General features: G+C 56.2%; 1 protein-coding gene. It reads left to right on the top strand.

The window, feature by feature from the left end; translation table 11 throughout:
- Nucleotides 1-307 precede the first annotated feature (307 nt).
- Nucleotides 308-1945: a DNA methyltransferase gene (locus tag ABFX45_RS46070; protein ID WP_346137407.1), complete on the top strand. Its 1638-nt coding sequence runs from the start codon at nucleotides 308-310 to the stop codon at nucleotides 1943-1945.
- The last annotated feature ends 296 nt before the right edge of the window (nucleotides 1946-2241 follow it).

Genomic DNA, 2241 nt, shown 5'->3' with positions numbered 1-2241 from the left:
GTTGGCGCGCCCTGCGGCACTTCACCACCAGCCCACGCAAGATCGGCCACATCGTCAAAGCCGCACTCGTACTCACCCATTTCGAACACGGCCGACTCACCTGAAACTCGTTGAGATCACGTCAGTGCGCGCACGGGTCAGCGACCGGTGAACGTCCCTTGCTCGGCTCTGGCTACTCCGATTGGGAACTTTCAGCCGTGCGTTCGGTGTGTGTAACGGATCACAACAGTCCTGCGACGTGCTCGAACACGGGCTAGGAGGCTTGTAGAGCTGACTGCTCCCCGAACGCGCCGACGGAGGCTGTCACATGGGGACTGGCTGGAGAGACCGTCTCTTCTATGGCGATAATCTCGACATCCTTCGGCGTCACGTGAGTGATGAGTCGGTTGATTTAGTCTATCTCGACCCGCCGTTCAATTCGAACCGTTCGTATAATGTGCTATTTAAGCACTCGGGCGGTGAAGACTCCCAGGCTCAGATTGAGGCTTTTGATGACACCTGGGTTTGGAGTCAAGAAGCCGAAGCGCAATATGGCGAAATTCTTAATGGTGGCGCGCCGGTTAAAGTTGCAGATGCAATCGAGGCTATGCGCCGCCTGCTCGGCGAGAACGACGTGCTGGCGTATCTTGTAATGATGACTGCTCGATTAGTTGAGCTTCACAGGGTGCTCAAGCCGAGCGGCTCGCTCTTTCTCCACTGCGACCCGACTGCGAGCCACTATCTCAAAGTTCTTCTCGATGCAATTTTCGAGCCGGTAAACTTTCGCAACGAACTAATTTGGCAGCGTGTGCTGGCTAAAGGGCTCATGACGCGCAGATTGCCAACAAATCACGACGTGATTCTGGCGTACGCGAAAGGTGAAAGCTCGCAATGGGTCGAGACCGAATTTTTCAAGCCGTATGATGAGCTAAGGCTTGACGCCAAAACTGCAGCCAAATACTCTCTCCGAGACGCTGATGGTCGCCGTTATCAGCTAACGAGCTTGATAAACCCAAACCAGGACCGGCCTAATCTTACCTACAGCTTCCTGGGTGTCACTCGGGTGTGGCGATGGACGAAAGAGCGAATGCAGAAGGCTTACGAGGACGGTTTGGTCGTTCAAACGGCGCCTGGGCGAGTTCCCAGGCTGAAGCGATACCTCGACGAGCAAAGAGGGCTGCCCTTCGGCGACGTGTGGACCGATATCCCGCCGATTAATGCCCGTGCGGCTGAACGATTGGGGTACCCCACTCAGAAGCCGCTCGCCCTGCTTGAGCGCATAATAAGAATGGCCAGCAACGAAGGCGACGTTGTGCTAGATCCGTTCTGTGGCTGTGGGACGACGATCGATGCTGCGCAAAAGCTTAATCGACGGTGGATAGGGGTTGATATCACGTACCTGGCGGTTGATCTTATAGAAAAGCGCTTACGGGCGACTTACGGCGATGCGATTCTCGACACGTTCACGGTTGTTGGTATACCGCGTGACGTGGAAGCCGCAAGGGCGCTATTCGCTCGATCGCCTTTCGAGTTTGAACGTTGGGCCGTATCTCTGGTCGACGGCCAGCCCAATGAGCGGCAGGTGGCAGACAAAGGAGTAGATGGGATAATTAGGTTTCCCGTCGACGGAAAAGGCGGGACTGGTCGCGTAGTAGTTTCGGTTAAAGGTGGAAGGCAGCTCGCGCCAAGTATGGTGCGAGATCTGGCGGGTACCGTGGCGAGCCATCGTGCTCACGCTGGCATTTTGATCACGCTCGAGAAGCCGACCAGGGGGATGATTGACGAGGTTCACCGATCGGGAATCTTCCATGCTGATCGACAAGGGCGCCCGTACCCGAAATTGCAGTTGTTCAGCATTTCTGAACTGTTGCGCGGCAAGCGCCCTGATCTACCTCCGGTAATGCTGCCATATATTCAGGCTCAACGAAGGTCCGCGGAAAATCTTCAACTTGCCTTGGATATATGATTTTTGGTCCTGTTGGACCAGTCTGTAATCCAGAGGTTCGGATGCTCGATGCGAGCATTCAACTCTTTGTGTGGAGCTGGCGTTCGAGTGCGATCTCGCTCGCTGAACACCATGCCCTATTTGAGCTGATCAGGGCCTGCGACACCCCGTCCCGACTGTCCTGTGCGGTGTCGAATCGGGACAGGCGGACGGGACGGCCGCATCGTGCGGTCTACCTGCGCAGACAGTGCAAAGCGCGAGAGCGGGACGGGGTAGTGAACCCGTCCCGCTCTCGCGCGTTCTGCACCTGTGAACCG

Origin of the sequence: Lentzea roselyniae (genome assembly GCF_039537795.1) — a bacterium.
Taxonomy (GTDB): domain Bacteria; phylum Actinomycetota; class Actinomycetes; order Mycobacteriales; family Pseudonocardiaceae; genus Lentzea; species Lentzea atacamensis.
The sequence above is the reverse complement of the archived record's forward strand: the minus strand, read 5'-3'. Positions and strand labels throughout refer to the sequence as shown.